This is a genomic window from Roseobacter sp. TSBP12 (assembly GCF_009129705.1).
Lineage (GTDB): Bacteria > Pseudomonadota > Alphaproteobacteria > Rhodobacterales > Rhodobacteraceae > Celeribacter > Celeribacter baekdonensis_A.
The window spans coordinates 82,592-106,805 of the sequence record NZ_PYIB01000020.1 but is presented as its reverse complement, the minus strand read 5'-3'; the positions used below and the strand labels follow the sequence as shown (position 1 = coordinate 106,805).

The following is a 24,214-nucleotide window of genomic DNA, read 5'->3' as shown; positions in this document are numbered from 1 at the left end:
ACGATCATATCATCGGTGCCTGATTTTAGTCGCCCGTTCCGAACAGATGCAAAAGCCCCTCGGCCAAGGGAAAGGGCACGACAGTGTCTACGCCAAAGCGTAAGGCCAGCATGAAAAACACCACGTCGATCATCGGTGTCAGACCGGGTTTACGCTTTGGTCGCGCGGTGAGGCCGAGATCAATCATGGACCTTTGCCACTTCAATGCGCGCGCTTGGGTGTGGCAACGGCGCTATGAAAATCCGGGCGGCGAGGTTTTCAAGATCCTGCCTCAGGGCGTCGAGCACTGCTTCAAACCAGGTCAGTGCCGCAGACGCGGGGATCGCCACCGCCATCCCGGCCGCGGTGGTCAAAAGGGCTTCCCAAATGCCACCTGCCAAAAGTGCAGGGGCGGCTTTGCTTCCGGCCTCTTGCAGCGCCTGAAACGCCGAAATCATGCCCAAAAGGCCCAACAAAGGCGTGATCGTGGCAATCGGTTCCAGCGCGCGCAACCCGCCCGAGGCTTGCCCCAAAAGAAGTTTGGCGATGCGGGCGGTTTCTTCGCGCGCGGTCTCATCCGGTGGATTTTGCCGGGCTGTCATTGCGGTGGCGGCGAGGCGGCTGCGGTAGCCCTTGCGTCCAGACACGATGCCAAGGGCATCTCGGGTCTGCCCCGCTTCCCAACGGGTCACCGCGCGCGCAGAGGTGCGGCGCGACCACGCCCCGATCAAAACATAGCGCCAGAGTTTTCACAGGATCAGCGCTACCGTTGCTACAGACAGAGCCGCAATGGCCCAGATCGAAGGGCCATCATTGATGAGGAATGTCATGGCGCGATTGTGTGCCGCAGCCACCAGACCCGTCGGGGCGGTGGCGGGGGTTCTGATGTCGCATTGACCAAGGGCGCCGGTGCGGGATAGGGACCGCAGGTCTCTGGTCCGGTTCTTCAACAGAGCCTTCAGGCGATCCATCGGACAGGGGCTGAGGGGCTGAGGGGCGGGCAAGGCATCAATGGCAGGGGATTGAAACGCAGGAGGTTGAAAGCCGGGCGTCTCAGGCGCGGTGCTGAGCTGAGGTGTCGTTTCCTGCGCGTGTGCGGTGCTGACAGGTGTGGCGAGCGCAAGGACCAAGGCGCAGCAAAACTGGCGCGCACTCGTGCCCAAGGCTATGCTAGGCTGGTGCTGTGTTTTTAAAAATCGTTCATTCGCCGCCCTTCACTTTTGTCATTGCAAAGGTATGGGCATTTGCCAAAGGCATGAACCATCACCGTAAGACGTCCATGTCGTCAGATGCTTTATGTTCGATGGATCGTGCGGTCACCTTGCCTAAAACTCTGCCCACAGGTTCGGATGTGAACGCAGTCGGGCGTGATGGCTGATCGAGGTTCGGGGCCTAAAGCTATGATGGTCCGACGATTTGCTTTTGCGGTTCTATAGAAAACCTCTGATGGCAGGCCAAGAGTAGCTTACTAAATTACTAAGACTTAAAATTGCGCGTTTGAACAGAAATCAAAGACCTCTTCGCAGCTTTGTCATGTGCTGAAAACGTCACAAGTACTTTGTGCTCGCCCAATGCCCCTGCCAAATGGGCTCAGCCATGGCGTCGCCGCCTTGGTCGTAAGCAACAGGCTGCGATCGGCGTTTGCGCAGATACCACCATGTGGCCAAACGTTGATAGAATGAGCAATTTTCAGGATGTCGGAAAATCACAACGGCATCGGCCCGCGCTTTCTCCCACGCCGCTTGTTTTGCCTCAAGGGTGCTGAAAGCACGGGTTTCGATCTGTTCGTCACTCAAGTCCAGAATCAGCGTTCCGGAGGGGGTAGAGGGGATTTTTTCATGTTTCATATCGGGTCACCAAACAACTGACCTTCAGATTGACATGGCGTCCTTAATATTGAAAATTCAGACTTAAAATAGATCATATTGGAAAAACTTATATGCTCACGCATCGTCAGATTAGGTACTTTCTTGGGGTGGCCGAGGCGGGCCAAGTGTCGGCGGCAGCGCGCGCCTTGAACGTATCGCAATCGGCCGTGACACTTTCGATCAAGGACATGGAAGCTTTTCTTGGTACGGCATTGTTTGAGCGTTTGCCAACAGGTCTGAGGTTGACCCGGGCCGGACAAAAATTCAGGCACCACGCACATGATATTGTCGCGTCCTTCGAGGCGGCCGTCAAAAGTGTAGAAGCTGATAGCGATACGATTTCGGGTCATGTGCGTCTCGGAATGAGTTGGACGCTTTCAAGCTATTTCGCCTTTCCTGTCATAGAACATTTCACCCGCCAGCATCCTCAGGTCGACGTCCAACTCACAGAGCAACCTAGAGAGATCCTGGAACAGGCGCTTGTTGATGGCCAGCTCGACTTGGCTTTGATCCTCACCTCGAATTTGACATCTGACATTGGTTTGAAAAGTAAGACGTTTCATAAGTCACAGCGACGCCTGTGGACCAGCCTGGATCACCCGCTGACAAAACAGGCGAAGGTGACGTTGGCTGATGTTGCCAAATACCCCTACGCCGTCTTGCATTCAGATGATGCCGAAAAACAGGGCTTGGCACATTGGACAGAAGAAACCGGCCATCCTGACATCAAATTGACCTCCACCTCCGTTGAGGCCGTGCGCAGTTTTGTCGCCACCGGTCAAGCCGTTGCGATCCTGAGCGATGTTGTCTACCGCCCTTGGACACTGGACGGGCGAAGGGTGGAGAGGATTGATCTGGCCAAATCCATCCCGTCCATGGATGTCGGCATCGCTTGGAACGCAGGCCGGGGTCTCAGCCCTGCTGCCAAACGCCTGCGCGAAGCATTTGATAAATCAATGCCTAAAATGTGATTCCGTCTGTCGCCATTTTTGGCGCTTTTTGGGTGACGGCAAAAGAGCTGCTGCACCGGCCAACAGCTCTTTTGCCCTGCAGGTGTGGTTCTGAACATTCTGGCTTGGCATTGCGAGCCGCCGCCGTTGACAACCACAACCTGCACGCCCTGCGGCTCTCGTGCGGGTCCGTCGCCTACTGCGATCAGTATGACGGATTGAGGAGACAGACGAATGAAACGATCAGACGCATGAAGTTTGCAACGCTCTCAGGGTTAGCGCACCCTCGAAGAGGCTCCGGTCTACAGAACGCGAAGATGCTCTGGTTGTTCGACCAAAGGTCCAAGCAGCACATCGCCAAAGATGGGCTGATACCTCTTGCGGATGTCCTGATCTTCTTCAAAGGACAGGGCATATTGCCCGATTTGGTGGAAATAGGTGAGGCGCGCCCGCACTGTGCTTTCGTCATCGGAATAGCCCATGGCCAAAAAGGCCCGGACCAAAAGATCAATGCGCAGAGTGTCGATGTCTTTGATCTCACGCGCGACGGTCGCATCTCTGCGAGACCATTCCCGGACAGCAAGGTCAAGGCGCGGACTAAAAGGGTTCTCGTCGACCCAGACATGGACAATGTCGCTAAAGAACTGGACACCGTCGATGTCTTTGGCGTCCTGCAATTTTAGGAACGGGGCGCAATTTGAAGCCCGCCACACATTCATGAGGCCGTCGTGAAGATCCTGCAAACTTGAAAAGTGAAAATAGAAACTGCCACGGGTCACACGGAGCAAGCGCGCGAGCCGATCAATTTTTACCGAAGAGATCCCGCCGGTTTCGAACGCCTCCCGGGCGGCGGCAATCCACGCCTCGCGTGAGAGTGTCTTGCGCCCTTTCGAGCGCTGAGGCTCATCTTTTGCCTCCCCTGCGGGACTATCATCGAGATCAGACACAACACTCTCCTTTGCGGTGGAGTATACGGATGACCAAGCGGGGCACAAGGTATTGTGCCTCCCACAGGGGGAACCGCGTTGTATCGCTGCGCGAAGGATTACGGCAGGCTGCCAATGCGCTCCGCCATAAGGGCAAAGAACGGTTCAGGATCAATTCGGCGCAGCACGTTGCAATTGCGCTCTTGGCCCGTGACATGCCACCAATCGACGACCGTCATGCCGATGGTGACGGGAGAGGAAATGTCGACCGTCACATGGCATTGGCGTTGCTCGAAAATCTCAGGCTTTAACAAGTAACCGGTGACGCAAGCGTCATGGATCGGTCTGGCCTCTGTCGGGAACTTATGGCTGCCATAAATACGAAAAAAATCGGCCAAGTTCGCGGCCTCAGTCGCGGTGCGGCTACCCGTGTCACGCAAGCTGTTGATCCAACCGGGGGTCATCTGCGCCGTATAGGTACAGTCGATACCCGCCATCGTGATCGGCACACAGGAGGCGTACACCTTATGGGCAGCATGTGGGTCAACAAAGATGTTGAACTCGGCGGCAGGCGTCGCATTGCCGCCTTCAAAGAACCCGCCGCCCATCGACACGACTTCGCGAATCCGGGGAATGATACGCGGCTCCATGGTCATCGCCATTGCAAGATTGGTCATCGGCCCAAGCGTGCAGACCGTCAGCTCGCCTTCGGGGGCTGCCATGATGGTCCGGACCAGATAGTTGACCGCATGTTCGGATTGCGCGGCCGTTGTGGGTTCCGGCAAATCGGCACCATCCAACCCCGTTTCGCCGTGGATATTCTCCGCCGTGATCAGTTTGCGTACGGTCGGCCCAGGGCAGCCCGCATAGACTGGAATGTCAGGGCGTTGTGCAAGTTCCAGAACTTTCAAAGCATTTGTCGTTGTGCGGGCCAAAGGGACGTTTCCGCCAACTGTGGTGATGCCGATGACGTCAAGCTCTTCGGGGGAGCCCAGAGCAAAGAGGATCGCGAAGGCGTCGTCCTGACCGGGATCGGTATCAATGATTATTTTTCTGGCTGCCATGATCCGATGAGTCCTTTTTTCTGATTATCTATTGCCGACTGCGCTTTGATATGTAGAAATACAGTACTGTATTGTATGTTCAAGTGGGGGCTCGAAAATGAACACCAATGATCGTGGGGATTTTTCCGAAATTCCGGTGCTGGACGTTGCGCCGCTTTACGGGACGGACCGCGAAAAAATTGCCGCAACCGCAGCGCAGTTGTGCGATTATCTTGAGAATATCGGCTTTCTCTATGTGGTCGGGCATCAGGTCGCGGCACAAAGCGTCGAAGCGGTGCGCGAGGCAAGCAAGGCCTTTTTTGCTTTGCCTGAAGAGCAGAAACTTGACGTCAAAATTGACAAGAACTTTCGGGGATATTTGCCCTTTGCCGGGTCAACCATCGTGACCTCATCGGTGGAAGCCGTCAGCAAGCCCAATCAAAGCGAGTCCCTCTTTTTCATGCACGAAGTCGATGAGACCGACCCGCGTTGTCTTGCGGGGGAGCCTTTGCAGGGGCCAAATCAATGGCCGACAGAGGACCTGCTACCAAACTTTCGCCCGACCATTGAGCACTATGTCGACGGCATGAGCACGCTGGCCCGCAAGATGGTGGGGGCCATTGCCCTGTCGCTTGGGCTGCCTGAGGACAGTCTTGATGCTCATTTCGAAGACCCGACAATTTTTCTGCGGTTGCTGCATTATCCGACACAGCCCAAAGAAGAGGGGCTGTTCGGCTCGGCCCCGCACACGGATTATGGCTTTATCACGCTTCTGGCGCAGGACGATGTCGGCGGGCTTGAGGTCAAGAATAAAGACGATGAGTGGATCGCGGCCCCGCCGATCCCGAATGCTTTCGTGATGAACGTCGGAGACATTCTTGCGCGTTGGTCGAACCATCGGTTTGTCTCGACGCCGCACAGAGTGGTGAATTACTCAGGCCGGGAGCGCTATTCGCAACCCTTCTTCTTTGACCCGTCGATGGACGCGATGATCGAAACGATTGAGGCCTGCGTCCCGACCGGAGAAACGCCAAAGTCAGGTCCCGTGCGCTATGGCGACTACCTGATGGAACGGATCGACAAAAATTACCATTATAGAAAAAAAGCGAGCTGAACCAACAGCCGCCCCCGCCGGAGCGGCCCAATTGGCCGCCTCCATCACGCACAACATGGAGAAAGAGATGAACGATACAACACTCACGGCGGCCGCCTTTGTGGCCCTCGCCCTTGCGGCCACGCCGAGCTTTTCTCAGACGGTGACCCCCAGTGATTCCGTTCGTGAAAGTGGATTGCTGTCGGTGGCCAACACGCTTGATTTCGCGCCTTTCGAATACCTCGATGAGACCGGTGAACAGACCGGGATCATCATTGAGCTTGCAGAAGAGGTTGCGGACTTGGTCGGTGCAGAACTTGACATTCAGCGCACGCCGTTTCCCTCGATGATCCCCGGTCTCGCCGCAGGCCGGTTTGACATCGCGTGGGAAACCTTCTCGGCGACACCGGATCGGCTCAAACAGGTTGAATTTGTGATGTTCCTGAAGGCAGGTGTTGCCGCGTCAACGCTGCCGAGTCTGGTGGACACGTTCTCTGGGGATCATCCTTTGTGCGGCAAACGCGTTGGCGTGTCGGCTGGCAGTGCCTCTGATTTCCTTGTGGACGAATTGAATGTGACCTGTGCGGACAACGATCTGGAACCGATCGACAAATCCGTGTTCAATTCTTCAACCGATATTGTTCAGGCGGTCATGTCCGACCGGGTGGACGCCCGGATGGATGATGCAACCGCGTCGAGCTATTTCGAAGTGACCAGTAAAGGACAACTCGTCGTCTTGCCCACGCTCTATAACGTCGCGCCGCTTGGCTTGGCGGTGAGCAAAGGCGATAGCGCAACAGCCGAGATGATGGTCAGTGCGCTTGAAACCCTGTTCGAAAACGGCACGTATCAAGGCATCCTTGAGTCCTATGGCATGGGAGCCTACGCCATTGACGCGCCGTATCGCGTCGACAGCATGGACGATTTGCGCGCGGAATAAGGCCATAACACCCGGCCCGTCTGGTCGGGTGTCCACATATCTACCAAATGAGGGCACAGGTGGTGACCAGACCGGCTCAGCCAGACGCACAGGGACAGAAGACCCAAATCCATGGGGTGGACGCACTGACCGTGGTTCCAAGGCGCAATTACGCGATCTGGATCGGCACTGTGGTGGTGTTGGTCCTTGCGGCGCTGATCCTCAGAGCCTTCGCCAGCAATCCGGCTTTCGCTTGGGGCACAGCCTGGGGTTATATGTTCCATCCGTCGATCCTGCGTGGCCTTGGCAACACGTTGTTGCTCACGGTTTTGATCATGTCGGCCGCCACGCTGATTGGCACCGCCGTTGCGATCATGCGCGTGTCGCCAAGCCCAATTCTACGAACCTTCGCCGGTGTTTACGTCTGGTTCTTTCGCGGGGTTCCCTCGCTTATCCAATTGATCTTCTGGTTCAATCTGTCTCTACTGGTGCGCGAAGTGTCTCTGAGCTTGCCGTTCATTGGCGAGGTCTTCTCGGTGCGCACCAATGATTTTATGACGCCGTTTTTCTCGGCTGTGGTGGCGCTCGCCCTCTGTGAGGCGGGCTATATGGCCGAGATCATCCGCGCAGGCATCAAGTCCGTGCCGTCTGGTCAAGCGGAGGCCGCCCGGGCGCTGGGTATGCCGTATCGCAAAATCCTAAAACAAATCATCTTGCCGCAAGCGATGCGGTTTGTCGTTCCGCCGACCGGGAATGAGGCGATCAACCTGTTGAAAATGACATCCCTCGTGACCTTCATCGCCGTCGATGATCTGTTCTATTCGGCTCAAAGCATCTATGCCCGCACCTTTGAAACCATCCCGCTGCTGATTGTCGTCGCTGTTTGGTATCTTGCTGTGGTCAGCATTATGTCCGTCGGCCAGTTTTACATCGAACGATATTTTGGTCGTAGCGACAGTGGTCACGAGCCGGAGGCTCTGCTGTCTATTGTGTCGCGCGGTCTCTTCTTGGGGCGGAGAAAGGAACGCGACAATGTCTGAAGCGCGCAAGATGAACGCAGATCGGTTTGGTGTGCCCGCTGAGTCGATGATCTTTGCGCGCAATGTCCGCAAGACATTCGGTGCATTAGAGGTTCTTAAAGGCGTCGATCTTGATGTGCCAAAGGGGTCGGTCGCCTGTATCATCGGCCCGTCCGGGTCAGGAAAAAGCACCTTCCTGCGCTGTATGAACCACCTCGAAAAGCTCACGGGTGGTATTATTCTCGTTGATGGGGATTTCGTCGGCTACGATTTGGTGGGGGATAAGCTCTACGAATTGAGGGAAAACCAATTGTGCCGTCGCCGTGCGGAAATTGGCATGCTTTTCCAATCGTTCAATCTGTTCTCACATATGACGGTGATGGAAAATCTGATCCAAGCCCCGGTTCAGGTGCGGGGCACGCATGTGGAACAGGCGAAGGAAGAAGCCGCCGCCCTGCTGGCTCGTGTCGGTCTGTCCGACAAAGAGGCCGCCTATCCGCGCCAACTGTCTGGCGGTCAACAGCAACGTGTCGCCATTGCCCGCGCTCTGGCGATGAAACCGAAAGTCCTGCTGTTCGATGAGCCGACATCGGCGCTCGATCCTGAACTCGTGGGGGAGGTTCTTGGCGCGATGCGCGATCTCGCCGAGAGCGGGATGACGATGGTTGTCGTGACCCACGAAATCGCTTTTGCCCGTGAAATCGGGGATCAGCTTGTGTTCATGGACCAAGGCCAAATTGTCGAACGCGGCAATCCGCGAGAGATGATCAGCGACCCGCAATCGCCTCGGACACGGGAATTTCTGTCGCGCGTGCTTTGAGGGTTGGATCACCCCGGTGATCGCCTCACAGTGAGACTGGCCGCTATGGCTTATCTTCACTGCGCCCCTGATGAAAAGCTGCCGCCGTGCCGCCCGCAGTGTCCATTGTAGGACACGGCGCGCCCCAGCGCTGTGTGCAAAAAGACAAATCCCGGCTCTCACAATATATCACACTCGACCGCGCAACGTGGTCCTGCCGATCGACGCAAGCACTGAGACTACGCCCGCTTCGAGCGGAACTGATTTTGCACTTCGATGCCATTTTTAGCACCTGTGATTACTTTCTGTTCGTCATCCCTCCCTTGCATTTTTGCTTTTCTCATTTTGATTACGTCAGACTTGCATGGACGCGCTGCAGAATGGCTAAAGTACAGTACTGCATGTTGACTGCTGAAGTCAGCATGAAAGGCAATAAAACATAGGATTTTCAATGACTTTTAATGCACAAGGGATGTCCCGCCGGTCATTGCTCGGCATGATTGGCACTGTTGCTGGCAGCGCGGTCATGTATAGCGCTATGACTGAAATGGGGTTGGCTCAATCCTCCAATTGGGCAAGTCGACCGGAGTTGAGCGGCGCGCCGAAAGGCACGCGAATTTTGGTCCTTGGGGCTGGTCTTGCCGGTATGACTGCGGCGTTCGAGTTGCGGAATGCTGGCTATGAGGTGAAGGTTCTCGAATACCGTGAAAAGGCTGGCGGGCGATGCTGGACACTGCGTGGGGGCGACACTTACACGGAGCTTGGGGGATTTGAGCAAAAGGTTGAGTTTGAGGACGGCAACTACCTCAATCCCGGTCCTTGGCGCATCCCAAGCGACCACTTCGCGGTGCTTGATTATGCGAAACGGTTTGGCGTGGAGCTGGAGCCGTTCATTCAGGTCAACTACAACGCCTATGTCCACAACACCGAAGCCTTTGAGGGTAAACCGCAGCGGTTCAAAGAAATTGACGCCGATTTCAGAGGCGGTGTCAGCGAACTTTTGGCCAAGGTTGCGGATCAGGGCAAACTGGATGGGCTGGTCAGCGCCGAAGATGCGAAAATCCTTGTCTCGGCCTTGAAACGCTATGGCGCCCTGGATGAAAACGCGGCCTATGTCACAGGCGAGGACTCGTCGTCCCATCGCGGTTGGTCCAAGGCAGAAGGCGGCGGTGCCGACGGTGAACCCATCCCGTCCGAGCCGCATGATTTGTCCACCATTCTCAATTCCGATTTGTGGAAGAGCCTCACGGGCGGTCTGCACCTGCACATGCAGACGACCATGTTCCAACCTAAGGGTGGCATGGACATGATTGCGCAGGGCTTTGAAAAACAGATCAAAGACCTGATCACCTACAACGCCAAGGTTGTGAAAATTCGCAACACCGACGACGGCGTCGATGTCACATGGGTGCCGTCAGATGGGGCAGGGGCCGCGGTGGTGGAAAGTGCAGATTACTGTATCTGCACCATTCCCTTCTCCGTTTTGGGGCAGATTGATCATGATTTTTCTGCGCGGATGTCTCATATCATTTCGACCATGCCCTACGCCTCTTCGACCAAGGTTGGTTTGGAGTTCAAGCGGCGGTTTTGGGAGCAAGACGAGCACATCTATGGTGGGATCAGCTACACCAACTTGCCGATCTCGCAAATCTCTTACCCGTCTACGGGATATTTCAGCGATGGCCCCGCTGTGCTTTTGGCGGCCTATAGCTGGGGCGCGTATTCTTATCAGTTCAACGCCTTGCCGCCTTCTGAACGGGTGGCCAAAGCCTTGGAATATGGGGCGCAGATCCACCCGCAATACACCGAAGAGTTCAAGACCGGCGTAGGCGTTGGTTGGCACCGCGTGCCATGGACGCTCGGCTGTTTCGGCCTGTGGAATGACCGCGAGGCCGACTACATGGAGGCGACGAAAATGGACGGACGCACATTGATGGCAGGCGAACATATTTCCTACCTCCCGGCGTGGCAGGAAGGGGCGATTTTGTCTGCTCTCGATGCCATCAAACGCCTGCACGCCACAATCATCGAAAACTGAGAACAGGAGAGACATCTATGAAGCATATATTTATGGCTGCCCTTGCCGTCTCAGTTTTTGCTGTGCCGCTTTGGGCCGACGAGGTCCGTCCTGACACTTCTGGCTGGTTTGAGAACCCGGCTAAGTTGGATCAACGTGGAGGTGAAGATATCTACCGCGCGGTCTGTGCAGCGTGCCACATGCCTGACGGCAAGGGCGCGCAAGGGGCGGGGATGTATCCGGCCTTGGCGGGAAATCACAACCTCGAATTCGCGGACTACCCCACCCACGTCGTGCTCAACGGGTTGCGTGCCATGCCCGCTTTGGGTGGCCAACTTGATGACGCACAAATTGCCGAGGTCGTAAACTACATTCGCACGAGCTTTGGCAATAGCTACGTCGAAGATCCCGCCACAAGCGATCTGGTTGCGGCGAGCCGCTGAACCTTCTGGCGCCGGGTGATCGCCCGGCGTCCTCTCTCCCTACATTCAAAAGGAATATAACATGTTGTCCATTAAATCTCTGCTCTCCGCTTTGGTTCTGTCCAGCTTGGCCGTGCCTGTTCTTGCAGAGGAGCCTGTGCGTCACCCGCTGCCGAACTCGACCTTTCCGATCCTTCAGGCTGTGGAAGTTCCTGCGACTGCGACCACGGTTTACCTCTCGGGCACTGTCCCGGGTGTGTTGAACGCAGACGCGGAAAAGGGCACAATCGCGGCCTATGGCACAATGGAAGAGCAAACCGTCTCCGTGCTGAACCGCATTCAGGCCACTTTGGAGTCGCTGGATATGAGCATGGGCGATGTCATCAAGATGCAGGCTTTCCTTGTGGCTGAGGACGACAAACTGGTGGATTTTAGCGGCTTTATGGACGGCTATACACAGTTTTTTGGCACAGAAGACCAGCCAAACCTTCCTGTGCGGTCTGCTCTGGTTGTCGATGCTTTGGCGAATCCGGGCTTTCTTGTCGAACTTGAAGTGACGGCTGTCCGTCCTTGATCTGACGCGTCAAATCTATGACAACCTCCGAAGCCACAGTGTGTTCCGTGGCTTCGGAACGGCGATTGTCCCGAGAGACTGCCGATGGAATCCACCGGCGCGTCATCGGTTGGGCTGTCAACGACCGGATGAAACGCGACCTGGCCATCCTCAACGATCACAGCGGGCAAAGCAGATTCAACCGGTTGTCGCAGCACCATTGATCATATCCTGTTTGAGCAGTTGGTCGAGTACTTCTGCTGGTGTTCGCCAGCCGCGTGTTTTGCGTGGTCGCGTGTTCAGGGCATGGGCAACCGCATTCCATTCGTCTGTGTGATGCTGATCGAGCTCCGTTTCTGTGCGGAAGCATTGTCGGCGCAAACCATTGGTGTTCTCGTTGCTGCTGCACCGCCAGTGGCTTTGCAGGCCGCAGAAGCAGACGTCAAGCGGGAGCCTGGGTGAATTGTAGCCACATATGGGGCAATTTCGCCCAATTATTAGTCGACTGAATAATTTATTTACAAGCAACCGTAATTTTTACTTGTCTGAATCAGTTCGCTTAGAGATCGTTGTTATACGAACAAAAACACAGCCAGTCTCAATTGGCCAAGTGATGTACATATCCAACAGGAGCGCACTATGAAGAAGGACATCGTTTCCCAATCTTCCCTTTCCCGCCGTTCGCTGCTGCGCGGTGCTGCCGGGGCTGGGCTTTTACTGTCAGCGCCCGGCCTCATCGGTCGCGCGCATGCACAGTCCGGCGACGCTATTCGCCTCGGAGCCCCGTTCCACCGCACTGGCATCGGTGCCTCTTATGGGCGCTGGTATGAACGCACAGCAAACGCTGCCCTTCAATTGATCAACGAGCAGGGCGGCATCAACGGTATGCCGGTTGAAATGATCGTTGAGGATGATGGCACCGACCCGAAACGTGGCGTGGAGGTGATGGAGAAATTCGCAACCGAACACAGAGTCGACGCAGTTTTCGGTCACCTCTATTCCCACGTCGTCGCTGCCACGGCGCCGCGCGCGGGCGAATTGAAAATGCCGTATTTCCTTTGCTCCGAGGCGCACACTCTCGCGTCTGGCGCCTTCAGCCGCTATTGTTTTCAGCCCTCGATCACCGATGTGAAAAGCCAAGTCGTCTCGATGGCACCGTGGATTTCCAACAATCTGGGCAAGAAAATCACCCTGATCTACCCGGATTTCAACTTTGGCTATGATCATCGCGACAACATGACTGCCGCGATTGAAGCGCAGGGTGGTGAAGTTGTGGCATCGATCGCGATTCCGCCGACCGAGACCTCCTTTACCCGCTACATGCCAAAAATTCCGTTCAACACCGAAGCGATCTATCACGTGATGGTGGGCCCGGCTGTTCTGACCTTTGTGAAAGAACTGGGCGAGCATCTTGGCAGGAACCGCCCGGAAATCTTTGGCTTTATCGACAGTCTCGAAGGTGTGGATATGAATATTCCACAGCTTGAGTACCTCGAAGGCACCTACTTCTGGGAGGCCATGCCGCGCTATGCACAGGCAAATCAATCCGAGTTTGACAAGTTCTTCCGCGAAAAAGTTGGCGTGGATTCCAATGGCGCTTCGCTTGGCGATCCGAAAGACATCGCGACCTACGCGCATATGTTCTCCGTCTGGGAGACCTTGTTTGCGATGAAGGCGGCGATGGAAAAGGCCGACTACAAAGGCCCGGATCAAAAGATCGACTTCTTGGAGGCGATGGAATCCATCACCGGCTTCGAAGAATCGAACGAGTTCCCGCAGGGTGACAAGCTGTTCAACGGCAAAACGCACCAGTCCTTCGGGCATCAGAACATCTCCAAAGTCACGGACGGCAAACTCGATGTGGTGTATCGCACCACGATCGAAGAAACGCTCTACCCGGACGAGACCGACTACACGCAGATGTCGTTCTGATCTCATCTCTCTGCGAAGGCTGATTCATGACGGCCTTCGCCCCTTAAACTTCAAAAAAATCGGACGGGTTTGCTTTCATCGGCAGGAACGAACCGATTGGAGTACGCACAATGGACATCGCTCCATATCTCTTGCTCGCCACATTGGAAGGGCTGGTTCAGGCCTCCGTTTTGATGCTGACGGCGCTTGGTCTTTCGCTGGTGTTCGGCGTGATGCGCGTTGTGAACGTCGCGCACGGCGAATTCTTCATGGTCGGTGCGCTGATCGCCTGGGCCTGTGGGGTCTATATCCCGGGCCCGCCTGCTGTAGGCTTTGTCATCGGCTTGGTGGTCGCGCCGCTGTTCGTTGGGGGGCTTGCCTGGTTGGCCGACTGGGCCGTTCTCAAACGCATCAATTACAACCCCGAGGGCACCATCGTTTCGACGATCGGGATGCTCTATATCATCCAACAATTCGCGCTTTTGACCTTTGGTCCCGATGCGCGCGCCGTCGATGCGCCATTCTACTACACGATCCGCACGCCTTGGTTTGGGTATTCGAGTTACAAGCTCTTTATCATTGTGATCGCCTTGGCGCTTGTCGCCGGTCTGTGGTTCATGCTGCGCCGCTCCAAAGTCGGTTTGCTGATGCGGGCCACCCAGTTTGACAAAGAAACGGCGCAGAATTTTGGCATTCCCGTGGACAAGGTCTATTCCGCTGTCTTCGCCATTGGCGCCATGCTGGCCGCCATCGGTGGGGTGCTCGTCGTGCCGAACCAACAGGCGCATTACCTGATGGGCACCGATCCGCTGCTTCTGTCTTTTGTGGTCGTCATCGTCGGCGGACTGGGCTCGATTCCGGGCACCATTGCCGCCGCCGTGCTCATCGGCCTCTCCGATGGTTTGCTCTCTGTGTTCTTCTCTCCGACACTGGCCAAAATCGTATCGACACTGCTCGTCGCCATCGTTCTGGTGTTCAAACCGCAGGGCCTGTTCTCCGGAAAAGGAGCGCGCGCATGAGCCTGCACTCCACAGAAATTTCCTCTGTCAAGGCCGCGAAAGCGGCTGAGGCGAAGAAAGGGAAGGATCGCTTCATGATCATCCACAACGGCAGGCTACTTGCCCTGTCCCTCGCCACGCTTTTCGTGATTTTCGTGTTGCAGTTTGCATTGAGTGACTATTTGGTTCTCGCTTTGACGCGTATTTTGATCATGTCGATCTTCGCCATGGGATATAATATGTTGATGGGCTACACGGGTCTCCTGAGCCTTGGACATGCGATGTTCTTTGGTTTTGGGCTCTATGCGGCCGGGTTGTCGAGCTACTATTTTGGCACATCCCTACCCGTGTCCTTTGTCATCGCGATTGCCGCCTCTTTGGTGTTCTCCTTTGTCATCGGGCTTTTGGCGCTGCGCACCGAGGGCGTGTCCTTTATGATCGTCACCTTGATGTTCGCCCAGGCGGCCTATCTGGCGACGCTCTATTTCTCGAAAATCACTGGCGGTGATCAGGGCCTGACCCTGCCGACCGATGCGCGTTCCTTCTCCTTGCTCGGGGCCAATTTTGACATGACCTCGGATGTGGTGCGCTTCAATCTGGCGTTCGGTATCTTTGCCGTGGTGCTGATTTTCTTCTTCTTCGTGACCCAAGGCCCACTTGGCCGCCTGTTCACCGCCGTGCGCGAAAACGAACCGCGCACCCAGATGTTGGGCTTTGACACCTACCGCGTGCGCCTTGCGGCCTTTACCCTGTCGGGCACCGTTTGTGGCCTTGCCGGTGCGCTCTACGCCCTGATGTTTGGCTATATTGGCTCGGCCTTTGCGGGGTTTCACTACTCGATCGAGGCGCTTTTGTTCACCCTCGTCGGTGGTCCCGGCACGCTTTTGGGTCCGCTTTTGGGCACCGGCATCATGACCATGCTCATCGACCGTCTGAGCGGCATCACCACCGCCTATCTGATCATCATCGGGATCATCCTCATCGTTGTGAACATGTGGTTCCCCAAAGGCATTCTTGGCACCATTCGTGAAAGGTGGGTCCCATGGCTGAAGTAACTCTTCTTGAAACGCGTGGTCTTGCGCGCCATTTCGACGGGCTCAAAGCGGTGGATGGGGTGGATTTCACCCTCAACGTCGGAGAAATCCGCGCCATCATCGGGCCGAACGGGGCGGGCAAATCCACTTTCGTGAGCCTGCTCTCCGGGCGCATCCCCCCCTCTGCTGGTCAGGTGTTCTTTGACGGCAAAGATGTCACCAATCTTCCGGCGTTCAAACGCGTGCGCCTCGGCATCGCCTATACGTTTCAGATCACCAACATCTACCCCAGCCTGACCGTGTTGGAAAACATCGAAATCGCGGTTCAAAACCGGCTTAAACCGTCGCTGTTTGGCGGTGCGAGCGAAGCGCAAATTCAGTCCGAGGCGGCCCTTGCCGCACAGGCTGTCGGGCTTGGCGACCGGATCGGGGACACAGCGGGCAACCTCGCCTATGGTCACCAGCGTCTGCTGGAAGTGGCGATGGGGCTTGGTCTTGAGCCGAAATTGTTGATCCTCGATGAACCCACACAGGGCCTCTCGGATGCCGAAATCAAGAACTTCATCGAAGTGGTGAAACGGGTCAATGAAACCGCCACCGTATTGATTATCGAACACAATATGGACGTGGTTTTGGCGCTGGCCGACCGCATTACCGTGCTCGAACGCGGTCGTCTTTTGGCCGAAGGCACGCCGGATGAAATCGTCGAAAACGTCGCCGTGCAGGCCGCCTATTTGGGAGAACCGGCATGAGCATGATGTCTGTTAAAGGCTTTGACGCCTTCTATGGCCGCAGTCAGGCGCTGCGCAATTTTTCGATTGAGTTGAAAAGTGGCGAGGTGCTTTGCCTTTTGGGGCGCAATGGCGCGGGCAAAACCACAGCGCTGAAAACCATCATGGGCACGGTGCGCCCGGCGGCGGGTACGCTGATGCTCGACGGCAAGGATTTGACCGGCGTGCCAGCCAAGGACATTCCCCGCGCGGGCATCGGCTATGTGCCACAGGGACGGCGGTTGTTCACCGAGTTGACGGTTTGGGAAAACCTCGAAATCGGCCTGTGGACCCGCAACACCGACGTCAGCGCGCTCGATCATGCGTTGGAACTTTTTCCAGTGCTCAAAGAGCGGATGACTCAGCGCTCCGGTACTTTGTCGGGCGGCGAACAGACCATGTTGGCCATGGCGCGCGCCATGTGCATCAATCCTTCGGTGATCATGCTTGATGAGCCGACCGAAGGCCTGATGCCCTCCGCCATTGCCGGAATCCGCGATGCGGTGATCAGGTTGCGTGACGAAGGTGTCGCCGTACTTTTGGTAGAACAGCGCGTCGATGCCGTTCTTTCCATCGCCAATCGCGTCGCTTTTATGGACCACGGCGAAATCAAAGCCGAATTCGATATCGAAGAGGTGCGCGCCAACCCGGAGCTTCTCCACCACTATGTGGGGGTCGGTCGTTAGGCCGTCCTCCCTCCGTCGTCCAAAAGGGGAGTAAAGTATGAACCAGTTTAGCCCTGCCGAGCTGTCCCCGGATGGCGAACTTATGTCGGAATCGATGCGCTCTAGATATGACTTTATCGTCTGTGGCGGAGGCACCACCGGCAGCGTGGTGGCGCGGCGCCTCGCCGAAGATCCAAACGTCTCGATCTTGTTGATTGAAGCGGGCGGATCAGATCGTGTGCCGCAGGTGATCGACAGCACGCAATGGATGTGGAACATCGGCACATCGCGCGATTGGGGCTATAAAGCGGCTTCCTCCAAAACCGTCAACGGTCGCACACCGCTTTTGCCGATGGGCAAAGTCTTGGGCGGCGGTTCGTCGATCAACAGCTCGGTCTGGGCGCGCGGCCATATGAACGACTTTAACAACTGGGCCGCCGCCTCGGGCGAAGAGGGCTGGAATTACGACAACATCTTCAAGGTCTATTGCAAGATCGAAGATTGGCAAGGCACCCCGGAGGCAAAACGCCGCGGCCAGGGTGGGTTGTTGAACATCCTTCAGCCGGAAAATCCGTTTCCGCTCGTTGCAGGTCTGATCAAAGGCGCTGAGCCGGAAACCACAATGGGACCGCTGAGCTCGTCGTGTCAGTTGCAAAAAGTCATGGGCTATCTCGACGAAGGCAAAACCGTCGGGGCAGAAACCGTGATCGGCGGCGGGCGCATTGGTGAGAGCGGTTTTTTCATGGAGCCGACGATCCTTGCGGGCACTACAGATGACATGTCCGTGTTGTGTGGCGAAATCTTTGGCCCGGTTCTGGCCTGTCAGGCCTTTGCGGCGCCTCTCTCGATAAAGTTGCCGCCGAAGCCAACGACATCGATTTCGGTCTTGCGGCCTCGATCTGGACCCGTGACATTTCCATCGCGCATAAGCTGGCGAAAAAGGTCAAAGCGGGCTCCGTTTGGATCAACCAACATAACTTTTATGATCCGGCCTTGCCGTTCGGCGGTTACAAACAATCCGGTTGGGGACGTGAGGAGGGCTCTGAAGCCTTCTGCACCTTCACCGAAGTCTAAACCGTCTGTGCCGCACTCTAAGCCGGACCAAGGTCAGGGCGTTAGGGTCCTCTCGGATCGCTCTGGCTTTCCTTTGTTTCTACAGGATGAGGGCCATGACCCTTTTGCATCTTCGTGGGTCGCAGAACACAGTCCCTGTGTCGTTTGACCATCGGTTTCTACGCGCCATGACTCGCGCCATGACCGCGTTTCTCTGCGCCATGCCTGCCGCCGCCATGGCCCATGAGGCGGCGGGTGGGTTCATCCTGTTGATGCCAACGGAGATTTATATCTTCGGTGCGGGTCTTGCGGTTTTGGCCAGTTTCCTAATCCTCGCAATCGTGCCCGCCGCCCGGTTTCATCGCCTGTTTGCCTTAGAGGTCCGCGTCTCAACCGCTCCGTGCCGCATCCCAACTGCGCCGCTGTCGCTCCTGTCGCTCCTGTCGCTCGGCTTCACCCTGTTTTTGCTCTATGCTGCACTGGCGGGTCCGGATGATCCGCTGACCAATCCGATCACCCTCGGGGTGTGGACCTTGGGATGGATCGTCCTGTCTGTGATGACGGTCGTGTTTGGCAATCTTTGGCTTTGGCTCAATCCATGGACCGGCCTGTTACAGATTTTGGGACTTGGCAAACGGCCCATTTTGACCCTACCCAAGCAGATCGGGTTTGGCGTCGCCTTGGTGCAGATGTTCTACCTGGTCTGGATTGATCTGATCTCGCTCCATGCCACCGATCCAGAGGCCTTGTTCGTGCATGTGTTGTGGTTTTTGGTGCTCAATGGTTTTGGCATGATCCTGTTTGGCACAGAGGAATGGACACGGCGCGCCGAGCCTTTGCATGTGCTTTTTTCCCTGCTCGCGATCCTCTCGCCCTTTGCCTGTACGCAAGGTGGTAAGTTGGGTTTGGTGTTCCCCGGTGCGCGCGTGTTGCGTGACGCGCCGCTCTCTTTGAGTGCCAGTGCCTTTGTCATTTTTATGCTGGCCTCCGGCACGTTCGATGGGGTGTCGTCCACGTTTAAATGGTTGCAGCTTTTGGGCGTGAACCCGCTTGATTTTCATGGCCGTTCTAGCGTGATGTGGCCCAATTCTTTGGGGCTGGTCGGGGCCTTTGTCTTGGTCGCTTTGGTGTTTTTCGGTGCGATTTGGCTGGGCGGTTGCATGGTCCAAAGCACCGTGTCCTTTGCTGTGCTCGCGGGACGCTGTGTCTATACATTGGTGCCGATCTATGTGGCCTATATGCTGTCGCATTTTGCCACCCGCCTGATCATGGATGCGCAATATCTGTGGATTGTGCTCTCTGATCCTTTGCACAAAGGCTGGGATATTTTCGGCACCGCCTACAACCATCCGAGCCAATCCATGTTCAACACCGAATCGGGTATTCATCTGATCTGGGCGTTTCAGACCGGGGTGATTACGCTTGGTCATATCGTCGCCGTGCTCATGGCTCATGCCGTCGCCTTGGACACTCATCGCCGTCCGCGCGATGCGGTTTTGGGCCAGGTGCCGTTGGCGCTTTTGATGGTCGGATATACCTCGCTCGGGCTGTGGCTTCTTGCCGCGCCGCGGCTGTGAGGGGAAGAGGTCATGCTCTGTCTTTTGCTGGAGGTTCTTGGGGGTTTTTTGCGCAAACCCGTGAAATATCGGTGTTTCGCGTTCGAAAATGCTTTCGTGATCCGCTTTTATTCATTAGCATACTAACAAATAATACCATCCTCAAATCGCACAAGGATTCCAAAAATGGATGAGATCGAACATGTCGACATTGCCGTCATCGGTGCAGGTCTTGGGGGCGCCGCTGCCGCCGCACTTTTGTTGAACGCAGGCTTTTCTGTGCACACGTTTGAACAGGCCCCCGAGTTCAGCCGTCTGGGCGCGGGTATTCATGTCGGCCCAAACGTGATGAAGATTTTCCGCGAAATCGGCCTTGAACAACGCCTGTCTGAGATCGGATCGCATCCGGATTTCTGGTTCTCGCGTGATGGCAACACCGGCGAATACCTGTCCAAAATTCCGCTCGGAGATTATGGCCGCAAAGAGTACGGCGCCTCCTATATCACCATTCACCGAGGTGATTTGCACGCGGAACAGATCAACATCCTGCCCAAGGATAAAATCCATTTTGACCACCGTCTGACCGGGATCGAAGAGCGCGACACGGATGTGCTTTTGACCTTTGCCAATGGCAACCGGATCGCCGCCAAAATCGTTGTTGGCGCAGATGGTATCAATTCAATGATCCGCGAGACGCTTTTGGGCGTTGAAAAACCGCGCTATTCCGGTTGGGTTGGACACCGCGCGCTGGTCAATATGGACAAGCTGAAATCGACCGGGATCGACTTTGAGCCCTGTGTGAAATGGTGGTGGGAAGCCTCGCGCCACATCATGGCCTATGCCACCAAGGGCGATGGGTCCGAATATTATTATGTCACCGGCGTGCCTGCCGACACATGGGATCACGACACCAGTTTTGTCGACAGTTCGCGCGCAGAAATGGAAGCGATCTTTGGCGGCTCGCATCCGATGGTGCAGGCGCTGATCGACGCGACAGAAGAGGTCACCAAATGGCCGTTCTGGAACCGGGATCCGATGAATCTCTGGAGCCGGGGCCGTCTTGTGATGTTGGGCGACGCCTGCCATCCGATGCGCCCGCATATGGCGCAAGGGGCCTGTATGGCCATCGAGGATGCCGCCGTTTTGACCCGGGCTTTGTCGATCACGGGGCTGACAGATTACGCCAGCGCGTTTAAAACCTACGAGAGCACGCGCATCAAACGTGCCACCAAAGTGCAAAGAATCTCCAACGCCAACACATGGCTGAAACAGCCTGAAGACCCTGCCTGGGTCTATGGCTATGATCCGATGACGGCGGAACTGAGTTGACAAAAGCGGCCCCGGAAACGGGGCTGCTTTTATGTGGACCAGAGAGTTAGGTCAGAGGATTAAAGCTTAGGCCGCCGCATTTGAAATACCGTTTCAATCGCGGCGAAATCCTGGTAGCCAAGCCTGCTCAGAGGGGCGTAGGACAAGACGTCAAAGCGGCCGTCTTCGGTCAGGCAGTCGTCGCGCAAATGGATGGCCTCGACCCGCGCGAGGATCATCAGATTGCCCTCACCCTCAAGATCAATCGGCTGTGTCAGGCGGCACTCCATTGACGCAGGGGCATGGGCGAGCCTTGGGCAATCTATGGTCTCACATTCCGCCATCGGCAATCCCAGCACCTCAAATTCGCTTTGATCCGCGGCATAGGGCGCAGAGGAGGCATTCAACGCGTCGCGGTCGGCAAGCCCGGCGATGTTGATGCAAAATACGCCCGTTTCCAGAATATGACTGTAGCTGTCCTTGCCCTTGTCCCGATCCGATTTGCCACCAATGGACGAGACAATCACCTGCGGCGGCGTATAGGCCACGGCGTTGAAAAAGGAATAGGGCGCAAGGTTGGTCGCGCCACTGCTGCCACGCGTGGATATCCAAGCAATCGGGCGGGGGGACACGATGGCAGAAAACGGATCACGCGGCAGACCGGAGCCATCTCTTGTCAGGTAGAACATCACTTTACTCCTGTGTCGAAGATATTCAGGGAATTATCTCGTGCTCGGCACCTATGCGATAGGGGCGAAACTGCACAGCGCTTGTCGGCTCAGGCCCCTGCGCGTTCGGTCGGTGGCAGCGGCGCGGGCAACTCCGGTCAGGGGCCTTGGTCGAGCGGAGCCCGACCAAAGTCTTTTCAGGGTATAAAGTTGTATCGCTTACTGGGTCGGTTCTCCGGCGGACAGCAGGCCCGCTGAGATACCGACGCTGCCCAAGATCACCTCGGACGGCGCACTGGGGCAGCTCCAATTTGAGGTGTCGTTCACATCGCCCTCGCCCGAATAGTGCGCCTGTGCCGGATAGGGACACAGGGGCATCGAGCGGGTGACGTCCCCGGCCTCAGTCAGCTTTTCAGCGGCGATGGTTGCAGGGGCCACGCCGTTTTCCACCCAGTTCTCAAGGGCTGCCAGCGTGTTGAAGCTGTCGGGGCCCGTCCCGCCGGAACAGTGACCCATTTCCGGCACCATAAAGAGGCGCGCGCTTTGTGAGAGTGCGTCATAGCCGCCTTTGCGGCGGGCGAGATCATCCACGAACCGAACGGTGCGGAACGGGCTGAGCGCATGATCGCCCCAACCGTGGTAGAGGATCATCTTTTTGCCCTGATCGAAAAAGGCTTCTGTCTCATCAAGGCCGGAACCGTTGCCATCCTGTGTCATCTTGATGAAATATGCGAGGGCATCGGACGGGATGGTCCCGTCGGCATCAATGCCAAAATCGCGCACATTGTAATCGGGGTCCTGCATCACGAGATACTGGATGATGTGGTCAGAAAACGCCCATTCGATCGGCGCAGGCGGGTTGCCGTCATTGCCCCAAGGCTCCGCCGCCGTGATGTCGTCAGCTGAAACACTGCCGCCTTGGAACAGGCTGAAGCCGCCGTCAAAGAGGACCGGCGCATAGCCGGGATAGACCAGACGGCCATCGTCGGTATGAAGCGCTGTGAAATAAGCGCGAAGCGCTGCGGCCTGCGGTTTCGTCAGACAATTATCACTGTCCGCGCCATCGCAAATCAGGCTTTCGGGCGCAAAGGAACACGCCGCCGGATTCTGGATCATACCGTCTGTCACCCCGTCGACTGCATCACAAGATGCCATGACTGCGTTCTGGATTACGGGCAGCGTGTTGGGGAGGATCTGGGCATCGTCGGCGAGAAGCTGATTGATCTGGAAATGCTGGATTTTCAGCATGGATGAGACATCCATGAAAGCCGCGCCCGAGATGACCCCATCGAAGTCGTCGGGATACCGGGCGGCGGCGACTTGTGCCATGCGGCCACCTGTCGAGCATCCGCTCAAATAGGAATAGCCGGGGCTCTCGCCATAAACCGCTTGGGCAAAAGCTTTAGCCGTGTTGGTCACAACATGTGAGGCACGATAGTAGTAATCGGCGATGGCGGGCGCATTCGGACTGCCGTCTTCGATCAGGGCAAAGCTTGCGTCAAGACCGCTTTCGGCGGTGTGGCCAAGATCGGTCATGGCGGTGACATAGCCAGAGTCATTGGCGTAGGCCACATCAACCGTGTTGGCCGAAGCTTTAACAGTGCCCGCGAGGCCGCCGTTGCCCAGCATTAAAAATCGGTTATTCCATTTTTGCGGCAGGCGAATCTGAAATTTTGCAAGCCCTTCGCCGATGTTATTGCCTTTGGTAATGACCGTACCGTCAACCAGACAAGCAGGGGTTCCCGAGGCTGTCGCGGTTACCTCGGTGACCGTCACCCCGTCAATATCGTAAGATTGTAGGCTGATACCGAACATTCAAAGGCAAATGCGTCTGTTGCTGTGCATAACTGCGCCGATATAAGTCCTGTGATAAGGACACCTTTGGTGTGCATGTTTTCATCTCCATGTTGGGGAAGGGAGCGCGCAAGATGGCGCGGTATGGCCCGTTTCGGGTCCGATTGGGGCCACCCTTTTTGTGGGATGTGCCCGGCTTTCAGGCTGGCTGAGAGACGATTTATAAGTGGTTCAGCCAAGTTAGAATATCGGCACTGTCGGTGACATCGGCGTATTTCTGATCCATGTCGTAGAGGTTGGCCTCATGCGGTGCCTTGGCGCGATCCGCGCAGCAATCGCGCGGCACCAGAACATTATAGCCCGCCTGCACCGCATCGACGACAGTCGCACGCACACAACCTGATGTGGTCGCTCCAGTCACCACGACAGTGTCCACACCCGCGCCGGTCAACAGCGCATTCAGCGTTGAGCCGAAAAACGATGAGGCGCCTTTCTTGGTGACAATCGCATCCTTGGGCTGAATGCCAGTGGCGGCGTCGATCTCCACCAACCGTGTGCCCTCGATCAGTGCGCGCATGCCAGTGGCCTTTTTCAACCACGGGAGCTTGTCCAACTCGCCAGGATGGTAGGCGATGGTGGTGAAGATCACCGGAAAGCCCTTGGTCCGCGCCAGATCGCAAATCTCTTTGGTTCGAGCCATCTGAGCGCTGGCATCCGAGGCGGTCGGATATTGCACATCCGTGAACCCGTAGGAGAAATCCACCACGACGATGCCGGGGCATATCCCGCGCGGAACCGGCGCGCCAAACCCTGCGGCCTTATAGATGTCTGTCTGGGACATAGTGTTTCCTTCGGAAAAAATGGGGCGA

24 protein-coding genes and 2 pseudogenes are annotated in these 24,214 nt (G+C 56.4%); 16 read left to right on the top strand and 10 right to left on the bottom strand.

What is annotated here, in order from left to right; genetic code table 11:
• Positions 1-61: 61 nt before the first annotated feature.
• From C8029_RS05500 to C8029_RS05490, 4 genes and pseudogenes are all read right to left on the bottom strand, one after another.
• Positions 62-187 (bottom strand): annotated as a pseudogene (locus C8029_RS05500) (ExbD/TolR family protein); the annotation flags it as partial.
• Complete coding sequence (locus C8029_RS05495) at positions 180-710, bottom strand: MotA/TolQ/ExbB proton channel family protein (RefSeq protein WP_009573256.1); 531 nt, start codon at positions 708-710, stop codon at positions 180-182. The pseudogene C8029_RS05500 and the gene C8029_RS05495, both read right to left, overlap by 8 nt.
• A gap of 18 nt (positions 711-728) precedes the next feature.
• Positions 729-950: a hypothetical protein gene (locus C8029_RS22275; RefSeq protein ID WP_226946239.1), complete on the bottom strand. Its 222-nt coding sequence runs from the start codon at positions 948-950 to the stop codon at positions 729-731.
• Between the two features lie 576 nt (positions 951-1,526).
• Entirely contained in the window at positions 1,527-1,826 is a 300-nt protein-coding gene (locus C8029_RS05490; RefSeq protein ID WP_009573254.1) for a hypothetical protein, read from the bottom strand.
• Between the two features lie 92 nt (positions 1,827-1,918).
• Here C8029_RS05490 and C8029_RS05485 point away from each other — a divergent pair, with 92 nt between their 5' ends.
• Positions 1,919-2,818, top strand: coding sequence for a LysR family transcriptional regulator (locus C8029_RS05485; protein ID WP_009573252.1), 900 nt, complete (start codon positions 1,919-1,921; stop codon positions 2,816-2,818).
• Positions 2,819-3,099: 281 nt separating this feature from the next.
• Here C8029_RS05485 and C8029_RS05480 read toward each other — a convergent pair whose 3' ends face one another.
• The gene (locus C8029_RS05480) at positions 3,100-3,744 is read right to left on the bottom strand and encodes a TetR/AcrR family transcriptional regulator (protein WP_009573251.1); all 645 of its coding nucleotides are present in this window, start codon (positions 3,742-3,744) and stop codon (positions 3,100-3,102) included.
• A gap of 98 nt (positions 3,745-3,842) precedes the next feature.
• The gene (locus C8029_RS05475) at positions 3,843-4,787 is read right to left on the bottom strand and encodes a nucleoside hydrolase (RefSeq protein ID WP_152002448.1); all 945 of its coding nucleotides are present in this window, start codon (positions 4,785-4,787) and stop codon (positions 3,843-3,845) included.
• Positions 4,788-4,884: 97 nt separating this feature from the next.
• On the opposite strand from C8029_RS05475, the gene C8029_RS05470 reads away from it, so the two are divergent.
• The 7 genes from C8029_RS05470 (at position 4,885) to C8029_RS05440 (ending at position 11,609) form a co-directional block, all read left to right on the top strand.
• Positions 4,885-5,880: an isopenicillin N synthase family dioxygenase gene (locus tag C8029_RS05470; protein WP_009573249.1), complete on the top strand. Its 996-nt coding sequence runs from the start codon at positions 4,885-4,887 to the stop codon at positions 5,878-5,880.
• 67 nt (positions 5,881-5,947) lie between these two features.
• Positions 5,948-6,799 carry a transporter substrate-binding domain-containing protein gene (locus tag C8029_RS05465; protein ID WP_152002447.1) on the top strand — a complete coding sequence of 284 codons (852 nt, stop codon included), beginning with the start codon at positions 5,948-5,950 and terminating at the stop codon, positions 6,797-6,799.
• 59 nt (positions 6,800-6,858) lie between these two features.
• Positions 6,859-7,818 carry an amino acid ABC transporter permease gene (locus tag C8029_RS05460; protein WP_226946238.1) on the top strand — a complete coding sequence of 320 codons (960 nt, stop codon included), beginning with the start codon at positions 6,859-6,861 and terminating at the stop codon, positions 7,816-7,818.
• Positions 7,811-8,617, top strand: coding sequence for an amino acid ABC transporter ATP-binding protein (locus C8029_RS05455; protein ID WP_152002446.1), 807 nt, complete (start codon positions 7,811-7,813; stop codon positions 8,615-8,617). Before C8029_RS05460 ends, C8029_RS05455 begins: the two co-directional genes overlap by 8 nt.
• A 430-nt stretch (positions 8,618-9,047) precedes the next feature.
• On the top strand, positions 9,048-10,634 hold the full coding sequence (locus tag C8029_RS05450; protein WP_152002445.1) for a flavin monoamine oxidase family protein: 1,587 nt from the start codon (positions 9,048-9,050) through the stop codon (positions 10,632-10,634).
• Positions 10,635-10,651: 17 nt separating this feature from the next.
• Positions 10,652-11,056: a c-type cytochrome gene (locus C8029_RS05445; protein ID WP_009573244.1), complete on the top strand. Its 405-nt coding sequence runs from the start codon at positions 10,652-10,654 to the stop codon at positions 11,054-11,056.
• A 61-nt stretch (positions 11,057-11,117) separates the two neighbouring features.
• Positions 11,118-11,609, top strand: a complete 492-nt coding sequence (locus C8029_RS05440) for a RidA family protein (RefSeq protein WP_009573243.1) — start codon at positions 11,118-11,120, stop codon at positions 11,607-11,609.
• 177 nt (positions 11,610-11,786) lie between these two features.
• Here the strand turns inward: C8029_RS05440 and C8029_RS22270 are convergent.
• Positions 11,787-12,035: pseudogene (locus C8029_RS22270) on the bottom strand (IS30 family transposase); the annotation flags it as partial.
• 192 nt (positions 12,036-12,227) lie between these two features.
• Here C8029_RS22270 and C8029_RS05435 point away from each other — a divergent pair.
• From C8029_RS05435 to C8029_RS05400, 8 genes are all read left to right on the top strand, one after another.
• A complete protein-coding gene (locus C8029_RS05435) occupies positions 12,228-13,520 on the top strand; it encodes an ABC transporter substrate-binding protein (protein WP_152002444.1) in 1,293 nt (430 codons plus the stop codon).
• A 110-nt stretch (positions 13,521-13,630) separates the two neighbouring features.
• Positions 13,631-14,518, top strand: a complete 888-nt coding sequence (locus C8029_RS05430) for a branched-chain amino acid ABC transporter permease (RefSeq protein ID WP_009573241.1) — start codon at positions 13,631-13,633, stop codon at positions 14,516-14,518.
• Positions 14,515-15,552 carry a branched-chain amino acid ABC transporter permease gene (locus tag C8029_RS05425; RefSeq protein ID WP_009573240.1) on the top strand — a complete coding sequence of 346 codons (1,038 nt, stop codon included), beginning with the start codon at positions 14,515-14,517 and terminating at the stop codon, positions 15,550-15,552. Before C8029_RS05430 ends, C8029_RS05425 begins: the two co-directional genes overlap by 4 nt.
• The gene (locus tag C8029_RS05420; RefSeq protein ID WP_009573239.1) at positions 15,540-16,283 is read left to right on the top strand and encodes an ABC transporter ATP-binding protein; all 744 of its coding nucleotides are present in this window, start codon (positions 15,540-15,542) and stop codon (positions 16,281-16,283) included. Before C8029_RS05425 ends, C8029_RS05420 begins: the two co-directional genes overlap by 13 nt.
• A gap of 2 nt (positions 16,284-16,285) precedes the next feature.
• On the top strand, positions 16,286-16,987 hold the full coding sequence (locus tag C8029_RS05415) for an ABC transporter ATP-binding protein (protein ID WP_414632321.1): 702 nt from the start codon (positions 16,286-16,288) through the stop codon (positions 16,985-16,987).
• 37 nt (positions 16,988-17,024) lie between these two features.
• On the top strand, positions 17,025-18,188 hold the full coding sequence (locus tag C8029_RS05410) for an aldehyde dehydrogenase family protein (protein ID WP_152002443.1): 1,164 nt from the start codon (positions 17,025-17,027) through the stop codon (positions 18,186-18,188).
• Positions 18,136-19,596: a hypothetical protein gene (locus tag C8029_RS05405; RefSeq protein ID WP_193217595.1), complete on the top strand. Its 1,461-nt coding sequence runs from the start codon at positions 18,136-18,138 to the stop codon at positions 19,594-19,596. The genes C8029_RS05410 and C8029_RS05405 overlap by 53 nt, the downstream gene beginning before the upstream one ends.
• Positions 19,597-19,761: 165 nt before the next feature.
• Positions 19,762-20,904, top strand: coding sequence for an FAD-dependent monooxygenase (locus C8029_RS05400; RefSeq protein ID WP_009573235.1), 1,143 nt, complete (start codon positions 19,762-19,764; stop codon positions 20,902-20,904).
• A 59-nt stretch (positions 20,905-20,963) separates the two neighbouring features.
• Here C8029_RS05400 and C8029_RS05395 read toward each other — a convergent pair whose 3' ends face one another.
• From C8029_RS05395 to C8029_RS05385, 3 genes are all read right to left on the bottom strand, one after another.
• Positions 20,964-21,572 carry a flavin reductase family protein gene (locus C8029_RS05395; RefSeq protein WP_009573234.1) on the bottom strand — a complete coding sequence of 203 codons (609 nt, stop codon included), beginning with the start codon at positions 21,570-21,572 and terminating at the stop codon, positions 20,964-20,966.
• 198 nt (positions 21,573-21,770) lie between these two features.
• The gene (locus C8029_RS05390; protein ID WP_152002441.1) at positions 21,771-23,366 is read right to left on the bottom strand and encodes a tannase/feruloyl esterase family alpha/beta hydrolase; all 1,596 of its coding nucleotides are present in this window, start codon (positions 23,364-23,366) and stop codon (positions 21,771-21,773) included.
• 199 nt (positions 23,367-23,565) lie between these two features.
• Positions 23,566-24,186 (bottom strand): isochorismatase family protein, encoded by a 621-nt coding sequence (locus tag C8029_RS05385; RefSeq protein WP_009573232.1) that lies wholly within the window; start codon positions 24,184-24,186, stop codon positions 23,566-23,568.
• Between the last annotated feature and the right edge of the window lie 28 nt (positions 24,187-24,214).

Coding starts and splice junctions, on each gene's coding strand:
- C8029_RS22275 (WP_226946239.1), bottom strand. CDS start 950: ATGGATCGCCTGAAGGCTCTGTTGAAGAACCGGACCAGAGACCTGCGG.
- C8029_RS05490 (WP_009573254.1), bottom strand. CDS start 1,826: ATGAAACATGAAAAAATCCCCTCTACCCCCTCCGGAACGCTGATTCTG.
- C8029_RS05485 (WP_009573252.1), top strand. CDS start 1,919: ATGCTCACGCATCGTCAGATTAGGTACTTTCTTGGGGTGGCCGAGGCG.
- C8029_RS05475 (WP_152002448.1), bottom strand. CDS start 4,787: ATGGCAGCCAGAAAAATAATCATTGATACCGATCCCGGTCAGGACGAC.
- C8029_RS05470 (WP_009573249.1), top strand. CDS start 4,885: ATGAACACCAATGATCGTGGGGATTTTTCCGAAATTCCGGTGCTGGAC.
- C8029_RS05465 (WP_152002447.1), top strand. CDS start 5,948: ATGAACGATACAACACTCACGGCGGCCGCCTTTGTGGCCCTCGCCCTT.
- C8029_RS05455 (WP_152002446.1), top strand. CDS start 7,811: ATGTCTGAAGCGCGCAAGATGAACGCAGATCGGTTTGGTGTGCCCGCT.
- C8029_RS05450 (WP_152002445.1), top strand. CDS start 9,048: ATGACTTTTAATGCACAAGGGATGTCCCGCCGGTCATTGCTCGGCATG.
- C8029_RS05445 (WP_009573244.1), top strand. CDS start 10,652: ATGAAGCATATATTTATGGCTGCCCTTGCCGTCTCAGTTTTTGCTGTG.
- C8029_RS05440 (WP_009573243.1), top strand. CDS start 11,118: ATGTTGTCCATTAAATCTCTGCTCTCCGCTTTGGTTCTGTCCAGCTTG.
- C8029_RS05435 (WP_152002444.1), top strand. CDS start 12,228: ATGAAGAAGGACATCGTTTCCCAATCTTCCCTTTCCCGCCGTTCGCTG.
- C8029_RS05430 (WP_009573241.1), top strand. CDS start 13,631: ATGGACATCGCTCCATATCTCTTGCTCGCCACATTGGAAGGGCTGGTT.
- C8029_RS05425 (WP_009573240.1), top strand. CDS start 14,515: ATGAGCCTGCACTCCACAGAAATTTCCTCTGTCAAGGCCGCGAAAGCG.
- C8029_RS05420 (WP_009573239.1), top strand. CDS start 15,540: ATGGCTGAAGTAACTCTTCTTGAAACGCGTGGTCTTGCGCGCCATTTC.
- C8029_RS05415 (WP_414632321.1), top strand. CDS start 16,286: ATGATGTCTGTTAAAGGCTTTGACGCCTTCTATGGCCGCAGTCAGGCG.
- C8029_RS05410 (WP_152002443.1), top strand. CDS start 17,025: ATGAACCAGTTTAGCCCTGCCGAGCTGTCCCCGGATGGCGAACTTATG.
- C8029_RS05405 (WP_193217595.1), top strand. CDS start 18,136: ATGACCCTTTTGCATCTTCGTGGGTCGCAGAACACAGTCCCTGTGTCG.
- C8029_RS05400 (WP_009573235.1), top strand. CDS start 19,762: ATGGATGAGATCGAACATGTCGACATTGCCGTCATCGGTGCAGGTCTT.
- C8029_RS05395 (WP_009573234.1), bottom strand. CDS start 21,572: ATGTTCTACCTGACAAGAGATGGCTCCGGTCTGCCGCGTGATCCGTTT.
- C8029_RS05390 (WP_152002441.1), bottom strand. CDS start 23,366: ATGTTCGGTATCAGCCTACAATCTTACGATATTGACGGGGTGACGGTC.
- C8029_RS05385 (WP_009573232.1), bottom strand. CDS start 24,186: ATGTCCCAGACAGACATCTATAAGGCCGCAGGGTTTGGCGCGCCGGTT.